We start from the raw sequence: 22,791 nt of genomic DNA on the forward strand, positions 1-22,791 counted from the left end.
TCATTCTATGTAGTCATACAAGGAAACATTCAATCCAACCAAAAACCAATTTTTGTATTATTTTTAGAACTAATAAACGAATCCTATTTCTTACCACTATTTTTACCGAACTTTTCTATGTGTTATATCTATCATGGTGCCAGCGTCTGTTTTCTCCTCTGTTAAAGGGGAGACGAAAATAATTATATCCAAACAAAAGAGTCCTCCCAAAATAAAAACCCATACTATATTTAGGTATTTAGACAGGACTACTTTATCCTAATTATAACGTTTTTTCTGATTTTTGTAATGGTAATTCTTATTATTCTTGATAAATATAACTCTTCCAGCTTAGTAATCACAAAAAAAACACCTTTCCGTTCCGCGCGATTAAAAAACGCTTAACAGAAGAGATGTTTTTTTGACAGAAGCGGCTGTTTTAATAAAAAAGCTGCCATAAAAGCTATATTAATCTACTACAATATACGTTACCTTTACCGGTCCATGCACACCAACAATCAGATTCATTTCAATATCAGCACTGTTACTCGGACCTGTTACAAAACAAACACTTGAAGGAGGAGCAATGCCTTTTTCATTATCCTGATGAATCTTACCTGATGCCTGTGTCATCCTGGGCACAATTGTTTCTTTAGGGATAATGGCAACATAGCATTTCGGCATTAAGCTGATGGATCTGCCATTATCTTTATTCGTCATCAATGCGACTGTTCCTGATTCAGCAAGCGTGATATCACTAAAGGAAATACCGACATCTGTTCTTTCGGCAATCACTTGGTTTTCCTTACCAAGGCTTGCATCCCAGATATGGACATCGACCTCTTTTGAAAATTCCTCATAAGCCTTATCCAGTCCATACTCCTGGTTACGCTTATCATTCGATGCAATAATCGAAGCTGCCTCATATCCATCTAATACTCTTTTCAGTGTTGCTTGCAAATCGCTTTTATCTGTCCGGACAAAATCGGTATGGATCACCTTACAATGCTCCTTTAGCACTCCAATCAGCTCTTCGGCAGAATAATCTTTAAAAACCTCATGCTGCGGCTGAACACTGTACTCCGGCCGGCTTACACCTTCTCTTCTTTGCGGACGTCCCAGGTTTGCGGCAAGATTGCTTAAAAAGGAGTCACGGTTTTGAATAGCCATTATGCCTCTCCTCCCTTCTGACGTTTATTCCACCAGCTGCGGAAGGATTGTTTCCCCGGTGCCGGAAAATCTCGGACATCCGTCCATTCTTTTAATGGTCCCGGACCATTTTCAACGTATTCCTCTTTTATCCACGGTTTTAATGCGCTTCTAGCAACTTTTGTACTTAATTTATACGCCGCCGGATTCGATGCCCATTGCGCAAAACCTTTCATCATGATTTTTTCAGAAGCAGGAGATTTTTTCTCTTCTTCTACAATAATTTCACGATGACGGATTAACTGTTCATGTAACGGAATTTTTACCGGGCAGGCTTCCGTACAAGCAGCACATAAAGAGGATGCATACGGCAATTCTTTATGATCCTCGTAGCCGTCAAGCAGCGGGGTTAATACAGCTCCAATCGGTCCCGGATAAATCGAGTTATACGCATGACCGCCGACATGACGATATACCGGACACACATTAATACAAGCTGCACAGCGGATACAATGAAGTGCAGACTGAAATTCTGTTCCCAGGATTTTAGAACGCCCATTATCCACAATTACCAGATGATAATCATCCGGGCCGTCGATTTCCTCTTCTAAGCGCGTTCCTGTAATGGTTGTGATATAACTGGTCAGCTTCTGCCCGACAGCAGCTCGTGTCAATAGGCTGACTAATACTTCCATGTCCTCCCAGGTTGGAACAAGTCTCTCCATCCCCATGACACTGATTTGTGTATCAGGAAGGGAAGTAACCATTTCCGCATTCCCTTCATTGGTTACCAATGTAACAGAACCAGATTCTGCAATCGCAAAGTTACATCCGGTAATCCCGACATCTGCGGTTAAGAAATCCTGCCTCAGCTGTTCTCTGGCAAAGGAAGCCAGTTCCTCGGGAGTATCTGATTTATCATAGCCTTTTTTATTTTGAAAGGTATCTTTGATTTGCTGCCTATTTTTATGCAAAGCCGGGGTGACAATATGGGATGGAGGATCTTCATCTAATTGCAGAATCCATTCCCCTAAATCCGATTCGACTACCTCTGCTCCGGTTTCCTCTAATGTTTTATTTAAACCAATTTCTTCGGTAACCATGGATTTGGTTTTCACGACTTTTTTCGCGTTTTTCTTTTTGACGACATTTTCAATATAGGCATTTGCTTCTTCTGCCGTCTCCGCAAAAAAGACATTGCCGCCGCGTTTTTCCACTTCCTCACTGAGCTGATATAAATAATAATCAATGTTTTCTAATGTATGGGACCGTATTTCCTCTCCAAGTCGGCGCCAATCTTCCCAATTGCCGAGCTCTTCCGCCTGCGTCAGGCGGCCATTTCGGAACCTTCCTTGTGCAGAAGAAACGGCCTGCCGCATAAAATCATTGTCAATCCCTTTTCCAATCCGTTCTTTATAAGGAGTTTCGCTAATTTTTATGCTCATACGGTTACTCCTTCTTGTTCTTTGACATGTGTATTTAAAATTTCTGTGATATGCATGACTTTTACATGTTTACCTTCCCTGCGCATACGTCCGCCAATATTCATCAGACAGCCCATATCTCCGCCGACAAGGTACTCTGCTTCTGTTTCCGAGACGTGCCGGGATTTTTCTTTTACCATTTCTGCGGATATATCTGCATTTTTCACAGCAAATGTACCGCCAAACCCGCAGCAGTCCTCTTTCACCGGCAGCTCAACAAAGTCAATTCCTTTGACATTTTGAAGCAGCTTGGTGGGCGCTTCCTTTACTCCTAAAATACGGGTCATATGACAGGATGGATGATAGGTTACCCTTCCCTCAAAGGTAGAACCGACATCAGTGATCCCTAATACATCCACGATAAACTGGGTTACTTCATAGGATTTACTAGCCAGCTCAATCGCCGGCTGTTCCCACTCCGGGTCTCCCTTGAATACGTTCGGATATTCTCGCAGCATCCCGACACATGAACCAGACGGGCCGACCACATACTCCGAATCTTTAAAGGCCTTTATCATCTGCTTCATTGCTTTTTTCGCTTCACTCAAGTAACCGCTGTTATATGCGGGCTGCCCGCAGCAGGTTTGAGCTGCCGGGAAATCTACTTCACAGCCCAGCCGCTCTAATAATTCCACCGTATTCTTACCTACATCTGCAAAAACAATATCACTTACACATGTAATGAACAAAGATACTTTCATTTTTTCCACCTCTTCTATTGATACCGGACATGAACGAGGTACTTAATTTTTATCAAGCTCCTGAAACAGCAACTGCTCTACATTCTCCAAATGCTCATACATTTTTTCTCTTGCCTGATCCGCCTGCCTATTTTTGATTGCTTGATAAATACGTTCATGCTCTTCATATAAAATATGTGACCGGTCTTCTGTATATAATAATATCCGACGTGCTTCCCGAATCGTCTCTGACATTAATTCGGAAACACTGCCCATTAAATGAATCAATAAATTCATCTGCGTTGCCTGAGCAACAGCCAGATGAAAATCGGTGTCTGCCTGCTCAGAAAGCTGATCATTCCCTTTCGCATCTGCCATCAGCTGTAACGCCGCTTCCATTTTCTCAAGGTCTTTGTCCGTATAGCTTTCTGCAGCATATGCGGCAGTGCCGACTTCTAAAATTTTGCGGACCTGATACAATTCTTTAACGTCATTCTGTTTCATTAAAAATGCCGTGCTTACAGGCAAGGTGAAAAGCTCTGCATCAAACGCTTTTACGTAGGTGCCTTCTCCCTGCCGCATTTCGACCAGCCCCATGGAACGGAGTCCGCTGAGCGCCTCTCTGATTGCGGAACGGCCGACGCCAAAGCTTTTTGCCAACTGCTCTACAGAATCCAGCTTGTCTCCTGACTTCAACCTTCCATCCTTAATCATGCCAATTAAGGAATCTGCTACTTGCTCATATATTTTTTCGGTTTTTATACGCTTATATTCCATCATGTCAACTCCTCTAGTACGTGAATCTATTTTAATTCATTCCCAGAGGTTTTTAAAGCCCATCAGCTTATCAGTCGAAGAATTGAATAGCAATAAACCCAGCCAATCCAATCATCAATCCATAGACAACGGCCGGAATCAGCGTTTTCCGAATAATATCCCCTTCTTTACCGCTCAAGCCAACGACCGCGCTTGCTGCAACGACATTATGCACACAAATCATATTTCCCGCTCCAGCTCCCATTGTTTGGGCAGCTAAAACCGTATTTATATCTAAACCCAATTGATTTGCTACGCTGTATTGAATAGGTGAGAAAGTTAATGTAGAAACCGTCGCACTTCCAGTAATAAACGATCCTAACTCTCCTAAAAAGGGTGCGACAAACATCCACATAAACCCTAAATGCTCCGCCATGCTTACGGCGATATACTGCGGCATGCTGATTAAATCTTCTGTATTTATTCCCGAATTTGTAAACACATGCACCATCGCTAACGTTGCCACTAAAGCAATCGCGGTTGACCGCATCGTCATCAGAGAATCCTTGGATGCACTAAAAAACGTGCCAATTGATTTTCGATGAACAAATACAGATAAAACTGCCGCAAATGTTAGAATTGTTCCTGGCGAATATAAAAACTCCCAGGCAGAGTCCACACCTTCTACACCAAAAATAGTTGTCCAAGAGAAATCAATGGCTGTCTGTGTGAACTCCTGCAGCCAAGGTATAATCCTGGTCATTAACAACAAGGCAACGACAATAACATAAGGTGTCCAAGCCGCCCCTATGCTCATCTTTGACTTCTCCGTTTTTACTTCAAAACCAGGGCGCAGCGCCTCTTTCCATGTCGTTTTTGGTAACAGCCAGCCTTTTTTAGCTGTGATTGTTGCTACTACCAATCCAGTTAAAGATGCTAAAATAGAGATAAATTCCTGACCAAATACCGAAGCATAGAATAAAGCAGACAACGTATAAGTAAACCCTATAAGAATGGTCCACGGAAGCATCGGCAAGGCATACTTAAACCCTCTTTTTTTACCAAAAAATAAAGTCATAATAACAATGACAATAAACGGTATAAATGATCCGGCGAATATATCTAACGTGGTTATCCGCACTCCAATTGCATTAAAGAACTCCGCATCTGCCCCCGGAATATTACTTAACCCTACTGCCAAAGGTGTCCCTACAGCTCCAAAAGCCACCTGTGTGCTGTCTGCAATCAACGCCAATGTCGCAGCAACAATCGGACGAAATCCTAAAGCTACCATTAATGGAGCTGTAACCATTGCCGGAGTTCCGAACCCGGCTGCCCCTTCAATCACTCCGCCAAATAAAAAAGCAACAATGACAACCTGAACACGCATATCTTCAGAAATGCTCTGAAAACCTTGATTGATTCTGTCCACTGCTCCTGTTTTGCGAAGTGTATCCAGTAAAACTAATGCCCCAAATAAAATCCATAGAATCGTTAATGTTTTATGGGCCCCTTGAAAAATCGATGATAGAATAACATTTCCTTCCATCCCCCAAAAAATCATAGCTATTGCAATAACGATTGCTGCGCTTAACGACATCCCCTTCATTGCCGGCATACGTAACAGAACTAAAAACACAAACGGCGCAATGATTGCACTTAAAGCTAATAATAAATACAAACGAATCCCCCCTTGCCGCTCTTATAAAACGCTTTCATTAGGTATGTATAAGTAAGGTCATCAGATGACCTTACTTATACATACTACTTTATAATTCTATTGATGACAAGATAAAATTATAAATTTTATCAAAATGAAAGAGAGAGTGCTCCATTGTTGTAGAAGCACTCCCTTTATTCTATTTATAAATAAACCCAAAATTGTAAAACTAAACCCTACTAATATCCAATGTTACACTATATTGAATTTGTCAAAAGTTTTAGTTAGATATCATCATTCTGCGTATTATAACCAAGCTATTTTATTTTTACAAAAATTGAATTGTTCTCCTGAGTATCTATTCAGTAGCTAAGCTTACAACTATTCCATCCCTTATCAAAAATTTTCATCGAGTAACAAAAAAACAATAAAATACAATCTTTCAAGGCTAAGTCAAAAACGCTTTTCTCCAGCTATGATTCTACTTATTTTCATCTATTCTAAATAATTTTTTTAGAGTTAGTAATCAAGCTTCTTCTTTATTTATTTGAGTTAAAACTTCTTCAAGATGATTAATTCTTCTTAGTGTATCTTCACTTAACCCCCCGGCTCTCCAAAAAGAAAAAGTATAATATTCTCCTTCCTCAGCCAATATTTTCGCCCATTCAGTCAGTGTTTCAGCATCTGCATACCATACTTCCACCTCTTTTTTTTCCTCTTCATAAATAAAGGTTAGGGCACCGCTCGCATGATCTCTTACCGGTGTTACATTATTTATACTAATCAAATCTTCTACTTCATTTTCAGTTAGGGAAGTAACGTGATCATCTTTCCAACTGAAACCTCCTGTAGACAATGCAAATTCTACACTTGCTGCTTGATTTGAATACATGTCAGCTATACTTTTTAAAAAATTTATATCAGTTTTGGGGCCGGGTCCACTGTGCATTCCATATAAGTTATATGTCATTATGGAATAATCTATATGCTCTGGTAAAGTATATTGTTCAACAGGGAACGATGGTTCAAGCACCACTCTTAACGCTAATCCTTTTCCTGAGAGTTGCTCTGATAATTCTTCTAAAAATTGCAAGTATGAAGATATATTTTCCTCAGGTATTTTTTCATAATCAATTTCGACACCATCTATAGGCATACTTACCGCATAGTTCATAATTTCTTCTATATGTTTTTTTCGCGTTTCTTCACTTTGCATCAAATTTTTTATAAGGTCCGGACTTTTTGGAATGGTAGAGCCATCTTCTAAAAACTGATCGTTCACCAGTGAAAGATATACCTGCTTATTCGCTCTTATCGGCTGTTGCAGTAATTCATCAATTAAATATTGGCCTTCTAGTGTAGTAAAGAGCTTTTCATTTTCATCAAAATAATTTCCAAATAATATAATGTTATCTACATTTGAAAGAGAGGAACTTACATCATCCAGACTCTTTTCAGCATCCCAGTCTACTATCCAAATAGAGGTTTTAACTGAAATGTCATCTACCCCTTCACTCGGTTTTAACATAGGTGTAGCTTTTTCCTCCTCAGCTGCTGAACACCCTCCTATAATAAATATGAAAATTATAACAACAATTATGTTTCTTAGCGGCAAATACATACCCCTCCTTTAAAAAACTATTAAACTATTTGGCATTCGACAGAACACGAGTTGAAATTTATATTTATAGATATTCTATGAAAAAGTCGATTATCTCATCTGTTTTATATTTTATATCTCTTTTCAGCTTTTTTTCTACTGGCGGTATAACCTGATAAATTATATCATCTTCAGAAGTTATTTGAAGCATATTAACAACCGAATCATAGATAGTATCAGTATTTTGTTGATGCTGCGTATTTAAATCTACAATTTTACCGCCAACTGCAAATTGTGTTAAGCCTTCTTCGTTTATCCAATCTATCTGCATCATATTTTTCCCATCAATCTCAACAGTAATTTCCTGCTCATTAACATCCAATACTATTTGGCGATTATTCTGCAAAGTAACTGGATATTCATCATCATCTACTCGAGACCCTTGTTGTGTGTCTTCGTACGTATAAACCATGGCTTTATTAAATGCATAGTCATCTTGATTCCATTTAATCCCGCTTAAATCTGTTTCAAACAGTACCTCTTCTTTATCTGATTTCCGCTGATAAATATATAGTTTATTTTGTTCTAAACTAAATTTCAGCTCTTTATTGTCATTAGACAAATAAAAAGTCTGTTCTCCCATTACATTCCCTTCAAGGTTCATAGAAATACGATAAGATTCAGGTAATACTTCTTTTAAAGTAGCCACTACCTCTTTTTCCGGTTGAGAAGTTAATATAATCTTCTCTCCAACAAATTCTCCAACTCCACCATTTATTGACCACAGGTTTGCAATAGATTCATCACCGTTTTCAAATTGAATACCCCAGTCATAATCCTCTTGTATTTTCATTAAAAGATGGTTAGTCGACCACCAAGGAGCTACTTGCAGTCGATTTAGATTATATATATCTGTTTTTGGACCATTGAAAGAGGTTAAATCACGGTTAAAATGAAGAGAAAAATTATCTGTTATCATTTTCTCATTGATTGATTCTACAGATTGATCCATATTATTGTACATTGAATTCGCGTGCATGATTGCATAAGCATTCGGAATTTCATTAAAATGTTCCGTATAAGATTCATGCATTTTATTATACTGATTCAAAATTCTCTCTTCCATTTCTCTACGCGTCTCTTTTGGAATCATATATTCATCTCGAAGATAGTCCATTAAGTAATGATTATAATATTCAATATCTGGGTGGTCAGGAATTGGTATATTATCTAATTCTCCCAAAGACTCTCCATTCTCATTAAATGTATTGATATAGGATAATTGATAACCATTTGTACCAAGTTCCCAGTAGCCGCTTCTCATCATTGTTTTTAAATCGTTCGGTTTTAAAAACTTTGTATCTCGCTCTTCAAATTTATTGGCGTAGGTATACATCGTTGCTTTATAATTCAGTTCCTCCAATAAAGATTGAGAAAAAATACTTGAATCTGTCCGCCCGTCTTCAAACGATAGATACAATGCCTTTTCTGGCAAAAGTTTTCCCTCATGATAATACTCTAGAATTTGCTGCTGAGAAATCGTTTCAAAGCCCTGTTCTTTTAAAACTGTCAGTTGTTTCTCTAATTGTTCTTTTGATACATGCTGTGTAGAGCCGCTTCGATCTACTCCAAAATATGAGATAGCTAGAAAACCTTCTTCATTTACCATAGTGTCAGAAGACAAAGTTTCATACCTTTCCGTAATAAAAAGTGTACGTATCAACAGAACGGCAAGTAAACTAATTACCACAAACTGAAATAAAGATTTAATCAGTTTAAACGTATTTTTTCTTCGCACATTCAATTTATTCTTATTTGATTGGGACGGCATATGCCAACCTCCCTAAAGTTATTTACTTTTGGCGGTATATAACTGCCATCTATCATTAGGCTTTGACACATTATATTATTGGGCTTTTTTTTGTTTTTTTTCTAATTTCTTTTCCCTAGCTGATACGTCTTGTGGCGTATCTCTTGTCCCCCATGTCGATTTCCAGAAGGTAACCCATGCAACTGGCATTTGCCAAAGTAAAATAAACTCATAGTACATGACAAACACAAAACCAAAAAACCACAGTTTACTTCGTCGAAAAAGAAGGTGTGCAAAGCTAAGCATAAGTGCCATCACTAGTAATCCAATTATGAAGGTTAATGGGAATACTCCATAAACAACCGGAACATATACAAGATTGTAGAGCACAATAATAGGTGCTAATACTGGAACAATAAAGCCTACTATGAAAAACAGCACCATAAATGGCTCTTTTTTAAAGATAAAGGTCATCGCCCTTAATGTTTCTCTCAGCCATGATCTTTTCCAGCGCATCTGTTGTTTTAAAAACATGCTAAATTCTGAAGGAACAATGGTAGAACAAACTGCTCTATCCTGATAGCTTGTTCGATGCGTTTCCAAAATCAAATTAGTCATGCTCCGGTCGTCTCCAAATGTTGCAGGATGCCCTAAAAAGCGCTGGTCTAACCAAGCATCTGCATGCTTTAAAACTAATTCTTTACGATAGCAAGATAAGGGGCCTGACAAGCAAGTAACACAGTCAAAGGTTGCTTCTGCCGCCTTCATGATTCGAAATGCAATATAATATCTGACGGTTTGTAATTTAGTCAGCGTATTAGTGAATTTATTCTCTACTTCGGTTCTTCCTGCCACGCCACCCATTTTAGGATCTTGAAATGGCTGCACAATGTTTCGAATTGCATTTGGCTCCAAAAAGCTGTCCGAGTCAACAAAAGCTACTAGTTCATGCTTTGCTATCTTTACTCCTTCTACAAGAGCCTCTCTTTTTCCACCGTTTTCCGGAAGTTGAACAAATTTTAAACGGTTCTTTGTTTTAAATCTTTTCCCTTCTTGATACATCTTAGAAACTATTTTACGTATTTCTTCCATAGAACGGTCAGATGATTGATCATCAACAATAATTACTTCTAATTTATCAATAGGGTATGTCTGATCAAAACAAGTTGTAATTGTCCGCTGAATCCATTCTTCTTCATTGAATACAGGAATGATAATTGAGACTCCGGGTTCAAAATCCGGGTTTACTTTAACATTTCGATATAACATTCCGAAAATATATCTAGATAGCAAAAATGTTGCGGCTACTAAGCTATATGCGTAGAGAATTTTATTAAACTGAAAATATATGATACTTTCAGCACGCATAAGCATAACAACTAGCGCCATGAAGAATAAAAGAATGCTGGCTACAGCAATGGATAACCCCCATCTCCTACTCCGATGATAGCTTTCCATTGATTGTAAAAATTCAAAAGCATAATAATGTTCCTTTTTGTTTTCTTCTTCTTGAAATTGCCGGACAAGCTTTGCTTTAATATTCACCCTCATTTCAAACCCTTCAGGCATGGCACCTGAGGGTATTTGAAATTTTAACTTTATTTGTTCCCCTTTTTGTAGACCAAGATCTTCAGTGCTGCTCGGCAGTTGAACTAAAATTCCGGTGTTAGATATATCTACACAGTTTGAAGTCTTCTTTTTTCTACCTATTCTCATCACTACTGGAAATTCCGCTATATAACGTTGTCCATCCATTCTTGCTTTATATAATTTATTCGTATCTTGCTCTGCAATTTCTGTATCTGAACCACGGCGATCTAGATTTAACCTGATTCCATCTGGATCAGGAACGTTTGATAATATTCTACGGTCTTTTTTTGGATTTGTTAATATTTCTTTTTTCTTCATTGATGAATGTAGCTGTTCACACAGCTCCCTCCCCTACTTTCCAATTTTTCAATCTCCAATCATTTCCGAAACAGTCTTAAATGTGTATCCACGCATTAGTATATTTTCAATAATTCTAGGCAGCACCCGGATTGTATGTGATTCATCTGAAATGTGCATTCCAATAATACTTCCGGATTCTACATTATCTACAACACGTTTATAAATCTCGTCTTCTGATCTGTTCAAATCCCAATCGAGAGAAGCAATGTCATAAAGGACAATATAATCTATTCCGGTTGCAGCAATTGTATTTGCTGATGAATCATCTAAAAGCCCTTGGGCAGGGCGAAAATAATTCTTCGGTTTTTCTTGTAACGCATTAGATATAACTTGATCCGCCTTCACTAAATCCTCCTGTAATTCAAGGGAATTCATTTCTGTTACAACAAGGTGATTGTAGGAATGGCTTGCCACTTCATGTCCTCTATCTATAATTAAACGTGCAAGTTGAGGATTTGCTTCTACTCCCTTTCCAATAACAAAAAATGTTGCCTTTATCTGATAATCATCTAGAATATCTAATATTATTGATAACGTTTCATCACCTGCCCAGTCATCGAAAGTTAGAACAACTTCTTGTTCATCGGTTTGAAAGTTTTCAATAACCTGAGGGGAAGCCTGATCGTAATCTTGATTAACAGCTAACTTATTTGTTTCAATTTCCTTATTTGGATTAGTATAAGCCGATTCCACAACGGCTTCCAAAGTTGTTAATTCATATCCCGCTTCTTCGGCATCTTTTTTAATTAAAGAAACAGCATCAATAATCTCTGGATTCAGATAAGTATTCAGTTGAATAATGGCTCCTCTGTTCATAAAACCCCTCACATATTCAGCAATTTCTTCTGCACTTTGCATGTCCCCGTCCCTTGGATTGATTGTATTAGTAACTACCTGCATATCTAGCTGTGCAGCAGCACTTTCAAAAAAAGGGGAAGTGTCTCCAGAACGGCTTCTTGCAAATTGTGGAGTAATATCTAAGTTTTCTTGGATTACTTTATTAGTCAAATATAATTCCGTATAAGCTTCTTCATAATCTATCGGTTCAACTAATATATGATTTAAAGTGTTATTTTGAATCGTATGTCCATTTTCTAAAATCATTTCTGCTATTTCTGGTTCCTCAGCTATCTTTACCCCCTGAACAAAAAAAGTGGCATGAATTTGAAGCTGATTCAATCTTTCCAAAAGACTAGTCATCGTTTCTTCATCTGCCATTCCATTAAACGTTAAAGCTATTTTTTTATCTGTTGTCATTATTTTACTTATCGATTCCTCAGACTCTATTTCATTTGGAGGAATTTCAATTTCCGGTTTTACAGCTTCTGCTTCTTCTGCTTTATTACTGCATCCCGTTATAATAACCAATACTAAACAGAGACTCCAGAAAATATACCTTTTCACTACATATCCTCCTTCTTTACTAAACAAACATTCGAAAGCACTTATGTATATTATAACAAATTTCTTATTTAAAAATTAAAATATGGAAAATATTATAATTATATTTTTAATAATCCACTTTTATAATGGAGTCAATTAACAAACTTCAAGGGACAAAGTCTATTTAAAAGTAAAAAAGTTTATTCACTCATCTACTAATAATTCTATATATACCAGTTATTTTATATTTTATGTAATTTTCCCCAACCCTTTTTTCATAGCCCATTATCATGAAATCCATTACATCTTTCAAGCAATTTCCACATTCATATTTAGAATTATCCTGCACTTTTTGAATCTTCATCGCTAAAAAGGAGTATTTTCACAAAAATAAGCTGCTCTTCCAAATTTTTTAGAATGTATTTATAAACCTTCGCATATTAATTCTATAGCTTACAGAAAACGTTTACATCAGAACTTCTTCATTCTTTTCAATTCTACATCGACTGTACATTATTTGTTCTGAAAGAGGTTGTGCCATGGCAAATATACATCAGGTTGCAAAACAGGCAGGTGTTTCCATTGCTACGGTTTCGCGTGTTCTAAATAACACATCCAAGGTCTCTGAGAAAACGCGACACAAGGTTGAAAAAGCCATTCGGGAGTTAAATTATGCTCCCAGTATGCTTGGCAGGAATTTACGAAACTCGGAAAGCAGATTACTTCTTGTTCTTATTCACACGTTCTCAAACCCTTATTACACAGAAATCATTAATGGGATTGAGGATTATGCCATAGAAAACAACTATAATATTCTGCTTTGCGAAACAGATGATAACCTGCAGCGGGAAGATATCTTTCTTCATATGGTTCGTAATAAATTGGCGGACGGTATTATTTCCATGAATCCTACCGTTCATGTTGATAAGCTGAAAGAGCTTTCTGAGTCCCATTCTATCGTGCTTTGCAGTGATTATTATGAAGATGCCAATATCCCTTATATTGCAATTGATAATACAGAGGCTGCTTATCGCGCGGTAAAGTATCTGATTACGATGGGAAATAAAAAAATCGGCTTGATCAATTTCAATGAAAATCTGCTCTATGCAAAGCAGCGGCGCATCGGATTTGAGAAGGCCTTAAACGAATTTCAATTGCCTATTTGTGACGAATGGATCCATTACACTGACGGACTCAGCTTCCAGGACGGTGTAGAAGCCATGCGGCGAATGCTGCGTTCTAAAAACCGGCCAACTGCTGTATTTATTATTTCAGACACTTTAGCGATTGGCGCTATCAAAGAATTACATGCTCAGGGCATTAAGGTCCCTCAAGAGATGGCGATTATCGGATTTGACAATATTGCTTTTTCCAGTATGACCACACCTGCCCTGACAACAGTTTCTCAGCCAAAATATCAAATGGGCTATCGTTCCGCAAAAATGGTCATTGACCGGATTCAAGGGCTGCCTGTTGAAAATGTCATCATGGATTATGAGTTGATTATTCGAGAATCAACATTGGGTTAGGAGGGATCTAAATGAAAGTAGGAATTATTGGCTGCGGCTCGATTACACGCTTCAGGCATGCTCCCGAGTATAGAGCCAATCCATCCGTAAAAGAGATTGTTTTCTATGACAGAAATCCTGAACGCGCAGAGGAAATGAAGCAATTATTTGGCGGCAGAACCGCTTCGTCACTGGAGGCATTGCTTCAAGATTCGACCATTGATGCCATTAGTGATTGCTCTTCCAATGAAGCACATTATTTTCATACAACAAAAGCTTTACAAGCCGGTAAGCATGTTCTTTGTGAAAAACCAATTTCCGCCACTGTGGAACAGGCAGAAAAAATGGTACGTACTGCGAAGGAAACCGGAAAGCTATTAATGGTGGACCACAACCAACGCTTTACAAAAGCACATCAAAAAGCACGTGAAATCCTTCGAGCGAAAGAGCTTGGCGAGATTCTCTCCTTTCAGACAACCTTTGGGCACAGCGGCCCCGAAGATTGGGGAGCAACCAAATCAAAAGAAACCTGGTTTTTTAAAAAAGACCGTTCTCATTCAGGGGCTGCAGGAGATTTAGGCATTCATAAGCTGGACCTGCTCTTCTATCTGTTGGATGACGATATTACAAATCTCCATTCCTATACGGCCACCTTAGATAAAACAGATGAAAACGGTCAGCCTATCGAAGTAAATGACAATGTCGTCTGTATTTTAAAAACTGCTGGAGGAAGCATCGGTACTGCCACTTTCTCTTGGACCTATTACGGGGAAGAAAATAACTCTACAACGATTTACTGCCAGGAAGGAATTATGAAAATATACCAGGATAAACACTATCCACTTCTTATTGAAAAGAAAAACGGTGAAAACATTTACTATGCATTAGAAGGAATTCAAACCAATACGAATCAAACAAACTCCGGCGTAATCGATGCCTTTATCCATTGCATTCAAGAAGAAAAAAAGCCCATTGTCAGCGGAGAAGATGCATTAAAATCATTACGACTGCTTGAAGAAATTCTCCAGCAAAACGAGGAAAGGATGTAATGGATTTCATGAAAGCAGCTGATTTATCTCTCATAGGAAGGAAAGGAGGCGTTTTCCCCATCTATTTTATTTATTTCCATCATTACCTCGTATGCTAATTGCAAACGGTTATTCTGTGCAGAGCCAGTCTATTTTATAAGATTCACTAAAAATCGGGGAGGTTTACAATACGATGAAGAAAAAAAGTTTTGGCTTTTTAATGATTGCTGTCCTCATGCTTTTGTTGGCTGCTTGCGGCGGTGGAAATGATTCTGGTAAGGCTTCAGAGGAGAATAATGCGGACAGCGGAAATGGCAGCGAGGACACTGAAGAACACTATAAAATTGGCATACTTGCGCCAGAAGTGACGCATGGCTGGGTTGCGGCAGTTGCTTACCACGCTGAAGAACGCGTAAAAGAATTAGGAGATCAAGTAGATTATCAAATTCAAACCAGCAGTAACGCGGAACAAATGACTTCCCAATTAGATGATTTAATGACATGGGGAGCTGACGCCATTGTTGCTTTTCCTCAATGGGAGGGCATGGAAGTCCCGATTCAAAATGCCATTGACAGTGGTATAACCGTGGTTAACTTTGACATCGCGATTGATGTAGAAGGAGTTTACCGTGTTGCAGGCGATAATGAAGATATGGGTATCCAGGGAGCGAATTACATTGTAGATAAAATTGGTGAGGAAGGGAATGTTGTTGTACTGGAAGTGCCTTCGTCCGGTTCTGTATCCGAGTTACGGACCAAAGGCTTCGAGGAAACCATGGCAGAAATTGCTCCAGATATGAATCTGATGACGTATGCAACAGAATTCACCAGAGAGGATGGTTTAGCTGACTTCGCTGATGTTCTGACTTCTGTTGAGGATATTGATGCCGTTTATTCGATTGATGATGAAACCTCTGTCGGTGTCTTACAAGCTATTCAAGAAGCTGGAAGAACAGACATTCAAGTCGTCACAGGCGGCGGTGGCATGCAGGAATATTTTGAAATGATGCCAGAAAACGAAGATATCTGGATTCAATCCGCATTATACAGCCCTGTTATGGTAAAAGATGCTGTTGACATTGCGATAGACGTGCTCAACGGAGAAGACGTGGAGGAAGAAACCATCATTCCAACTACTGTCGTTGACCGGGATAACTACGAAGAATTCTTAGATGAAAATTCACCATATTAAGCAGAGGGGAGCAGGAAAGTCTGCTCCCTTTCCATCCATTTCTCAGAGGTGATGACATGCTTGTGGAGTTAAGAAATATCCAAAAGTCCTTTGGCAAAAATCATGTTCTAAAAGACGTTTCCCTTTCTATTAAAGCAGGAGAAATTTGTGCATTGCTTGGAGAAAATGGAGCGGGGAAATCAACCCTGATGAACATCTTAGGCGGTATTCATCAGCCTGATAAAGGCAAGCTTTATATAAACGGGGCCGAGGTAAATCTGACCGGTCCGGAGCAATCTATTAATATGGGAATTTCTTTTATCCATCAGGAGCTGAACTTAATTAATGATCTGCCCATCTATGAAAATATGTTTTTAGAAAGAGATTATAAAAAGGGATTCAAGCGCGTACAGCATCAAAAAATGATTCAAGAAACAAAGGAGATATTTGAACGCATGCATGTAGACCTTGACCCCCGCATGCTGGTCAAAGAGTTAGATTCTTCCTATAAACAAATTATTGAAATCTGTCGCGCGATTTCGATGAATGCTTCTGTCATTATCATGGATGAACCAACAACATCGCTTACCGATTCTGAAATCGAACGTGTATTTACGATGATGCGGCGTTTACGCGATCAACAGGTTGGCATTATTTTTATCTCTCATAAGTTAAAAGAAGTCATTGAGGCTTGTGACACATATGCCGTACTCCGGGATGGCAGGCTTGTTTCTGAAGGACAGGTCAGTGATGTAACCACAAAGGAGCTTGCCCGCTTTATGGTCGGCTATGATGTCCGGACAGATCAACTGGTCCAGCAGCGTGACCGCGGTGAAGAAATCCTGCGTGCAGAAAAATTTACGTATAATGCTGCTTTTTCCGATATTACTTTTTCCATTCATCAGAGAGAGGTTGTCGGATTCACCGGTCTTTTAGGGGACGGACGCAGTGAGCTGTTTCAATCCATTTTTGGCGCAAATGATATTTCATCGGGCAAGCTGTTCCTTTACGGCAAAGAAATTAATATCCATACCACGATGGACGCTGTTAAAAACGGAATTGCCTACCTTCCAAGAAACAGAAAGGAAAACGCCATTATTAAAGATATGAACATTCTCGAAAATAGCGCCATTGCTTCTTGGAAGAGACATGCCAAATGGGGAATCATCCAGCATTCCATCCATCAAGAGAAGCTGGCTGCACTTCAAAAACAGCTGAAGATACGGATGACTGATTCCTCAAACAGTATTCTGAATCTCTCTGGAGGAAATCAGCAGAAGGTCGTTTTAGCTAAATGGCTTTCCACAGATCCCCGTATTTTGATTTTAGATAACCCGACACAAGGGGTAGATGTTGGAGCGAAGGAAGATATCTATGATATTATCCTTCGTTTAGCTGATGAAGGGATTGGGGTTATTATTCTTTCCAGTGAAGCAAATGAAATATTAAGGCTTTGCAATCGGACGTATGTCATGTACCACGGACAGCTGCAAGGAGAATTAAAAGGAGAAGCAATGAACGAACAAGCAATAATGGAGCTGGCTACAGGCGGAGATGCTTTTATTTCAACGTCTTAATGGACTGTCCGCCATCACTTAGGCGATAAGTAACAGGTATCCCGCAGGTTGCAGCTTCTTTTTATCCGGGATCGAAAAGGGGTGTACCTTTTGACAGAGAAAAATATCAATTACTTTCACCAGTTTATCCTTTGGTTCAAGAATCGATGGTCTACTAGTCCATTGTTTAGTATTTTTATTGCGTTCATCGTAATGGTTATCTTACAAACGATTGTATTAGGCTTTGATTATCCTTCATTTGGAGAATGGTTTACGTCTTGGACTAATAACTGGATCAATATTTTACGAAACAATGCCAGTGTAGCAATTGTCGCACTGGGAATGACGTTTGTTATTATGACAGGCGGAATCGATTTAGCTGTTGGTGCAACGCTTGTAGCAACTGGCGCATTGACAATGACATTGCTTGATATTGGAGCAAACGGTTTTTTTAATGCGATTGGAATCACAGGCTGGACAGCTATTTTCATTACAATCATTGTTGTGATTCTTTTTGGATATTTGCTTGGTTCCTTAATTGGCGTAACTGTTACACGGGGAATGGTTCCTCCTTTTATAGCCACCTTAGGAGCGATGATGGTCTTCCGCAGTGTCACACAGCATTTCATGCAAGGAGCTGCACCGCGTGTACCGCCAGAATTTTTACAAATTGCCAATTTCAAAATCGGGAACTATATGATTATGCCCATCATCTACTGGATTTTGATTGCTGCTGTTATGTATTATATTTCCAAGCGCACCATCTTTGGCCGGCAGATTATTGCGGTTGGCTCCAATGAAAGAGCTGCCAGACTATCCGGAATTAACGTGAAGCAGGTTAAGTACCGGGTTTATGCGCTTTCCGGAATACTTGTAGCCATTGCTGCAATCATTCAAGTTTCTCGAATCGGCTCGATGGATTTTGCCGGTTCAGGACGGGGAATGGAAATGGACGCTATCGCTGCCGCTGTTGTCGGAGGTACAAGTATGATGGGCGGAAGAGGATTTATCCTCGGAACGGTTTATGGAATGTTGATTATTGCTGTGCTGAACAACCTGCTCAATCTCTTCGGGGTTCCTCCATTACTGCGGGATGCATTTAAAGGGATGATTGTCATTGCAGCTGTTCTGTTGCAGCGGAAGGAAAAAACCGCATGAGTCATTTCATGCGGTTTCTTTATCATTAAAATATTGAAATCCTCTTAAAACAAATTCAATAACCTATCCCAAAACCCTTCGTTCTCTTCCTCTTCTTCTGTCTCTTCGGTATCCTCTTCCGGCTGAATACTGTCTGTTTGAATCACAAATTGAACAGAATTTGTGATCTCATCATTTTCTCCCGATACGAAGGATACAGGATCAAAATCAGATTTATCATATTGTGAAATCATCTCATCAATTTCTTCCTGCATCTCATCAGGGATACTTTCAGTGGCATCATATAATTCACTGGTTCCATCCTGTAATTCATCTGCTCCGTTCGCAAGTTCATTGGAACCGGATGCCGATTCACTAATTCCATTATGAATATCAGCATAGGAAGTACTGAGCTCATTTACGCCATTGGTATAAGAAACCAGACCTTCATGGAACTGATTATAATTTTCAGCCATGGTATCTACACTTGTAATAAATTCATCCAGTCCTTCATCGATATCAATTTGGCCGACAGATTGCTCTAATTCATCGGAAAACGTACGGATATTGCTGGCAATGTCACTGGCAGAAGTTTGAAATTCAGATAATGCCGGCTCCACCGCATCAAATGATTCTACGGATTCATAGTAGACAGCTAATGCACCTTGGGCAGCTTCATAGGTGCCAACTAATTCATCAACAACCGCCGGATCTACTGCTTCACTATCATATAATGCTTGAAAATCCTCTTCTGTTAAGGTGGCTTCTGGGATGCCCTCCATAGCTGTCTGCAATGCTTCTTTCGCATCTCCATAGCCTGTTGACAGCGAATCTAATTCGTCAGCCAATGCTTCCATTCCTGCAGCCATATCTGATGCAGCTTCTGTCATCCCGCTTAACTGCTCTATTCCATCTATCCCTGTAATTTGGCCAACTTCTTCCTGTACGGTTTGAAAAGCATTATTGATTTCTTCCGATGCACCTGTTAATTCACCGCTGGAATTATTTAACTCATTTAAACCGTTCTGAAATTCAGAAGACCCATTCTCTAATTCACTTAATCCGCCAGACAGCCCGCTGATTCCATCACCAAGCTCACCTACTCCCTGGTTGATTTCACCAATGGCATCGGTTAAGCTCTGAAACTCCTCTGTGAGCGCATCTGTATCCGGACCGTCTACAGAAACAGAAGACGGCAGGCCGGAGATTTCCATTCCTTCTAATTCAAATTGATCGGTATCTGCTTGAATCGTCAGCGTCTCTTCTTCTCCCGGCATCACCGTAAATGCCACCTGCCTATTTTTCCCGGCATTGGCTATCGTTGCATCCTCCGCTTCAATATTATAAAAGTAATCGGTATTCAGCGCCTGTGATATTTGCAGCATATAGTTATCAAAGAAAGCAGTTTCTGTTTCTGCATTCTCTTCTACCTTTATTTCGATTTCTACCTGTCCGGATTCCCCAATAACCGTTTGCGGATCTACTTCTTCCCCGTCTAAATAATAGGAGATGGTGAATTTCCAGGGCAGCTCTTTGGAAAGGTCTCCTTGATAATAAAACGTATCTGAAGCCGCGTCCATACGGATTGTATCTCCGTCCTGTTCTATTTCACTCGTATCTGTTAAATTCTTGATAGATTCATAGTTTCCGAAATCCTCAATAACACCTGATTTATTCAATTCAAACGCATTTACGACATAGATATTTTCTAATGCGCCGCCTGCTTCTAAATTCGCATAAATAACCTCGTTCTTTTCCTCAATTTCCGCATCTCCCTCAGACGCAGAATCCTCAGAAGCCCCCTCTGCAAGAGCTGTATTCATAAACGGAATAAAGAACAGAGCTAAAGCGAGCCAGATCCATTTAATTGTTGTCCTCATGTTTTTCCTCCTTGCGAAACTTCATTCCTAATGATGTCTTTTGAAGCAATGTATCCCCATATACAAGCAATGCAGGCAGTAAGGTGATAACCAGAATAAATGCCAAGAGCGCACCTCTCCCCAGCAGCAAGCCGATAGACCCGACAACCGGATTAGATGATGTCATCCATAAAACAAATCCGACGATGGATAGAATCGATGCAGAAACAGCAATGGAGAAAATCTTATCATCCAATGTCATTTTTATTGCCTTCCATTTCGGCATATATCTTCTGTAATTTTTATATGTCTCCGTTAATAATATGGCATAATCCACCGTTGCTGCCAGCTGAACCGTACTGACAATTAAATAACCGATAAAGACAAGCGGTGTTCCTGTAAAATAAGGAATAGCTAAGTTTATCCATACGGCTGCTTGGATAACCAGTAGTAAAATAATCGGGAAAGAAATCGATCGGAAATTAACCAAAATCACAATCCCTACCCCAAGAATGGTTAAAATATTTACAAGCTGATTATCCTGGGACACAATATTCTTCATATCATACAGAGACGCACTTTCACCTAAGGTCAGCGCCTCCTCTCCATAATAAGCGGAAGCAATTTCCCGTATATCTTCTATCACTGCAAAAGGAAGGTCTCCTTCTGTTCCAGCTTCCGTATTAATAATAATCCGGCTGTAATGATCGGAAAGAAATTGCTCTGTCGCCTCTTCCTCTAAAAAGTCCTGCGGAATAACACTGCCGACCATGGTTGCATAGCTGATAACCGAGGAAACATGATTTACATTGTCCAGGACCTGAACCATTTCCTCCTCTTTCCCTATATCATTATTAGGAATAAGCAACACAACGGAAGTCGATTCTCCAAAAACTTCTTCAATCTGTCTCACATCAGTTCCTAGCCGGGTATCCTCCGGCGGTTCTCCCATCCCGTAGGTAAAGGTCGTGCTGCTCTGCGCCATAAAGCTGGGAACAAGAAGCAGCAGCACCAGAATAAGAACAGGAAGTCTTAATTTCAAGAGCTTCTTCCCGACTCCCTCAAAACGAGTCGGAACAAACGCACGATGCTGCGTCCGGTCAATCCAGCGATAAAACACAAGTGTAAAGGCTGGCAGAAAGACAATCACACTGATAAAGCTTAAAATAATTCCTTTAACTAAGTTCAACCCCAGATCGGAACCAATCTCAAAACGCATAAACATCAATGCCATAAAGCCAAAAATAGTTGTAAAAGCACTTGTGCTGATAACCGGCCATGATTCTTTAATAGCTGATTTCATTGCTTCTTCCGGTTTGTAATTTTTATTCCTGTAATCCTGAAAGCTATGCAGAAGAAAAATAGCATAATCCAAGGAGACTGCAAGCTGCAATATTGGTGCAACCGCTTGGGTAACAAAAGAAATCTCGCCGATAAATATGTTCGTCCCCAGGTTAATTAATACAGATACCCCAATGGCTGTCAGGAAAAATACCGGCTCCACCCATGAGCTGGTAGACAAGATAAGAATAATGATAATAATTGGAACAAGCAAGGCCGCCGCGTACATGCTCTCTGTCCCTGTCATTTCCTGTTCTGTTGCTGTATTGACAGCCTCCCCGGAAACGGCATTTCCCTCACCAATCAAGTCATAAATAGCATTGGTGGCCTCTACCTCTTTTTCATTGGCAATCGTGACAGAAAAAAGGGCATTTTCATCCTTATAGTATGTCTCCACTGTATCCGTGTCAGTTACTTCAATCGGTGTCCGAATATCAACAACATCATCCAGCCAGAGAACCTCTGTAATCCCATTTATCTCTTCCAGAGCATGTTTATACTCCATCGCTTCCTGAATCGAGACATCTCCTATCATGACCCTGGCATTTGCAATACCGCTTGAAAATTCCTCCTCCATCACCTCTAAAGCCTGCGTAGATTCTGCATCATCCGGTAAATAATCCTGCATATTGTAATTCACATCAACAAACAGAATCCCCGCTAAAGAAAGGATCATAAGTATGATAAAAAGTGTTACCACTGTCTTTTTAAAACGAATAATTAAATTTGCCACTGTCATT

16 protein-coding genes are annotated in these 22,791 nt (G+C 39.5%); 5 read left to right on the top strand and 11 right to left on the bottom strand.

The genetic code is table 11. The features are described from left to right. Positions 1-447: 447 nt before the first annotated feature. The 9 genes from ACW0TQ_RS01995 to ACW0TQ_RS02035 all read right to left on the bottom strand — a co-directional run bounded on the left by ACW0TQ_RS01995 (position 448) and on the right by ACW0TQ_RS02035 (position 12,472). Entirely contained in the window at positions 448-1,149 is a 702-nt protein-coding gene (locus tag ACW0TQ_RS01995; protein ID WP_455725286.1) for a LutC/YkgG family protein, read from the bottom strand. Next, on the bottom strand, positions 1,149-2,573 hold the full coding sequence (locus tag ACW0TQ_RS02000) for a LutB/LldF family L-lactate oxidation iron-sulfur protein (RefSeq protein WP_455725287.1): 1,425 nt from the start codon (positions 2,571-2,573) through the stop codon (positions 1,149-1,151). The genes ACW0TQ_RS01995 and ACW0TQ_RS02000 overlap by 1 nt, the downstream gene beginning before the upstream one ends. Beyond that, complete coding sequence (locus ACW0TQ_RS02005; protein ID WP_332093890.1) at positions 2,570-3,313, bottom strand: (Fe-S)-binding protein; 744 nt, start codon at positions 3,311-3,313, stop codon at positions 2,570-2,572. The genes ACW0TQ_RS02000 and ACW0TQ_RS02005 overlap by 4 nt, the downstream gene beginning before the upstream one ends. A 42-nt stretch (positions 3,314-3,355) precedes the next feature. Continuing rightward, a complete protein-coding gene (locus ACW0TQ_RS02010; RefSeq protein WP_042531843.1) occupies positions 3,356-4,069 on the bottom strand; it encodes a FadR/GntR family transcriptional regulator in 714 nt (237 codons plus the stop codon). Positions 4,070-4,139: 70 nt separating this feature from the next. Then, positions 4,140-5,729, bottom strand: coding sequence for an L-lactate permease (locus tag ACW0TQ_RS02015; protein WP_289584977.1), 1,590 nt, complete (start codon positions 5,727-5,729; stop codon positions 4,140-4,142). A gap of 505 nt (positions 5,730-6,234) precedes the next feature. Next, positions 6,235-7,323, bottom strand: a complete 1,089-nt coding sequence (locus ACW0TQ_RS02020) for a glycosyl hydrolase family 18 protein (protein ID WP_455725288.1) — start codon at positions 7,321-7,323, stop codon at positions 6,235-6,237. A 70-nt stretch (positions 7,324-7,393) separates the two neighbouring features. Beyond that, the gene (locus ACW0TQ_RS02025) at positions 7,394-9,139 is read right to left on the bottom strand and encodes a polysaccharide deacetylase family protein (protein ID WP_256705677.1); all 1,746 of its coding nucleotides are present in this window, start codon (positions 9,137-9,139) and stop codon (positions 7,394-7,396) included. A 75-nt stretch (positions 9,140-9,214) separates the two neighbouring features. Next, positions 9,215-11,026 (bottom strand): glycosyltransferase, encoded by a 1,812-nt coding sequence (locus ACW0TQ_RS02030; RefSeq protein WP_455725289.1) that lies wholly within the window; start codon positions 11,024-11,026, stop codon positions 9,215-9,217. A 48-nt stretch (positions 11,027-11,074) separates the two neighbouring features. Next, positions 11,075-12,472, bottom strand: a complete 1,398-nt coding sequence (locus tag ACW0TQ_RS02035; RefSeq protein WP_341172540.1) for a polysaccharide deacetylase family protein — start codon at positions 12,470-12,472, stop codon at positions 11,075-11,077. Positions 12,473-12,990: 518 nt separating this feature from the next. Here ACW0TQ_RS02035 and ACW0TQ_RS02040 point away from each other — a divergent pair. The 5 genes from ACW0TQ_RS02040 to ACW0TQ_RS02060 all read left to right on the top strand — a co-directional run bounded on the left by ACW0TQ_RS02040 (position 12,991) and on the right by ACW0TQ_RS02060 (position 18,872). Then, positions 12,991-13,980: a LacI family DNA-binding transcriptional regulator gene (locus ACW0TQ_RS02040; RefSeq protein WP_042531836.1), complete on the top strand. Its 990-nt coding sequence runs from the start codon at positions 12,991-12,993 to the stop codon at positions 13,978-13,980. 11 nt (positions 13,981-13,991) lie between these two features. Next, on the top strand, positions 13,992-15,008 hold the full coding sequence (locus ACW0TQ_RS02045) for a Gfo/Idh/MocA family protein (protein ID WP_193065184.1): 1,017 nt from the start codon (positions 13,992-13,994) through the stop codon (positions 15,006-15,008). Between the two features lie 172 nt (positions 15,009-15,180). Then, a complete protein-coding gene (locus ACW0TQ_RS02050; RefSeq protein WP_455725290.1) occupies positions 15,181-16,179 on the top strand; it encodes an ABC transporter substrate-binding protein in 999 nt (332 codons plus the stop codon). Between the two features lie 56 nt (positions 16,180-16,235). Beyond that, entirely contained in the window at positions 16,236-17,735 is a 1,500-nt protein-coding gene (locus ACW0TQ_RS02055) for a sugar ABC transporter ATP-binding protein (RefSeq protein WP_455725291.1), read from the top strand. A 90-nt stretch (positions 17,736-17,825) separates the two neighbouring features. Beyond that, complete coding sequence (locus ACW0TQ_RS02060) at positions 17,826-18,872, top strand: ABC transporter permease (protein WP_042531830.1); 1,047 nt, start codon at positions 17,826-17,828, stop codon at positions 18,870-18,872. Between the two features lie 44 nt (positions 18,873-18,916). On the opposite strand, the gene ACW0TQ_RS02065 is transcribed toward ACW0TQ_RS02060, so the two are convergent. Together ACW0TQ_RS02065 and ACW0TQ_RS02070 are read right to left on the bottom strand one after the other, a co-directional pair. After that, positions 18,917-20,731, bottom strand: a complete 1,815-nt coding sequence (locus ACW0TQ_RS02065; RefSeq protein WP_042531828.1) for a methyl-accepting chemotaxis protein — start codon at positions 20,729-20,731, stop codon at positions 18,917-18,919. Next, entirely contained in the window at positions 20,715-22,790 is a 2,076-nt protein-coding gene (locus ACW0TQ_RS02070; protein ID WP_175297030.1) for an efflux RND transporter permease subunit, read from the bottom strand. Before ACW0TQ_RS02070 ends, ACW0TQ_RS02065 begins: the two co-directional genes overlap by 17 nt. Position 22,791: the final 1 nt, after the last annotated feature.

It is taken from the genome of Oceanobacillus sp. M60 (assembly GCF_053839645.1).

Coding starts and splice junctions, on each gene's coding strand:
- ACW0TQ_RS02045 (WP_193065184.1), top strand. CDS start 13,992: ATGAAAGTAGGAATTATTGGCTGCGGCTCGATTACACGCTTCAGGCAT.
- ACW0TQ_RS02065 (WP_042531828.1), bottom strand. CDS start 20,731: ATGAGGACAACAATTAAATGGATCTGGCTCGCTTTAGCTCTGTTCTTT.
- ACW0TQ_RS02050 (WP_455725290.1), top strand. CDS start 15,181: ATGAAGAAAAAAAGTTTTGGCTTTTTAATGATTGCTGTCCTCATGCTT.
- ACW0TQ_RS02055 (WP_455725291.1), top strand. CDS start 16,236: ATGCTTGTGGAGTTAAGAAATATCCAAAAGTCCTTTGGCAAAAATCAT.
- ACW0TQ_RS02000 (WP_455725287.1), bottom strand. CDS start 2,573: ATGAGCATAAAAATTAGCGAAACTCCTTATAAAGAACGGATTGGAAAA.
- ACW0TQ_RS02010 (WP_042531843.1), bottom strand. CDS start 4,069: ATGGAATATAAGCGTATAAAAACCGAAAAAATATATGAGCAAGTAGCA.
- ACW0TQ_RS02030 (WP_455725289.1), bottom strand. CDS start 11,026: ATGAAGAAAAAAGAAATATTAACAAATCCAAAAAAAGACCGTAGAATA.
- ACW0TQ_RS01995 (WP_455725286.1), bottom strand. CDS start 1,149: ATGGCTATTCAAAACCGTGACTCCTTTTTAAGCAATCTTGCCGCAAAC.
- ACW0TQ_RS02025 (WP_256705677.1), bottom strand. CDS start 9,139: ATGCCGTCCCAATCAAATAAGAATAAATTGAATGTGCGAAGAAAAAAT.
- ACW0TQ_RS02005 (WP_332093890.1), bottom strand. CDS start 3,313: ATGAAAGTATCTTTGTTCATTACATGTGTAAGTGATATTGTTTTTGCA.
- ACW0TQ_RS02040 (WP_042531836.1), top strand. CDS start 12,991: ATGGCAAATATACATCAGGTTGCAAAACAGGCAGGTGTTTCCATTGCT.
- ACW0TQ_RS02070 (WP_175297030.1), bottom strand. CDS start 22,790: ATGACAGTGGCAAATTTAATTATTCGTTTTAAAAAGACAGTGGTAACA.